This window comes from Arthrobacter sp. E3 (genome assembly GCF_017353415.1).
GTDB lineage: Bacteria > Actinomycetota > Actinomycetes > Actinomycetales > Micrococcaceae > Specibacter.
Window position 1 is genome coordinate 1 of record NZ_JAFMPX010000097.1, and the last position, 514, is coordinate 514.

1 protein-coding gene is annotated in these 514 nt (G+C 60.5%); it reads left to right on the forward strand.

Annotated features, from left to right (window positions below; all coding sequences use genetic code 11):
* The coding region (locus JMA46_RS16795; RefSeq protein WP_207346489.1) for a hypothetical protein at positions 1-208 on the forward strand (208 nt) is incomplete at its 5' end.
* Between the last annotated feature and the right edge of the window lie 306 nt (positions 209-514).

Consider the following 514-nt stretch of genomic DNA (forward strand, 5'->3'; position numbering starts at 1 on the left):
CCTGAACCCGGCCCCGGGTCAGGTCCTGATGCCCGTTCCGAGTCCGGGCCTGGCTGCGCCACCCACCCAGATCCTGATGCCCCTAGCGCCTCTTCTCGTCCTGCTTGCCCCCTTGGCCCTGTTTGCCCTGTTTGCCGTGTTTGCCCTGTTTGCCCTCCACGGTCCTGCGCTGCGGTGTCTCGTTGTCCAGCTGCCGTGGTGGTATTGAACGTCCCCATCAATCCATGCAACTGCTCGAACAAGGAATCCTGCCCACCACTAGAACCAGCACCATCACCATCACCAGCACTGCCGCACTCGTCGGCTGTTCCAGCTTTTCCAGCTGTTCCAGCCGTTTGAGTTGTTCCAGTCGTTTGTGCCGTTCCGGTTGTTTCGTGGCTGCCAGCGGTGGTGGTGTTGATAGTGTCCACATCCGTGTGGTGGTTGGGGTTGGTGGCATGTCCAATGGCAGCCATGAGCTGTTCATGCTGGGCGATGGTCATATACCCGTCAAGATGAATCAGCCCGCGCCGGG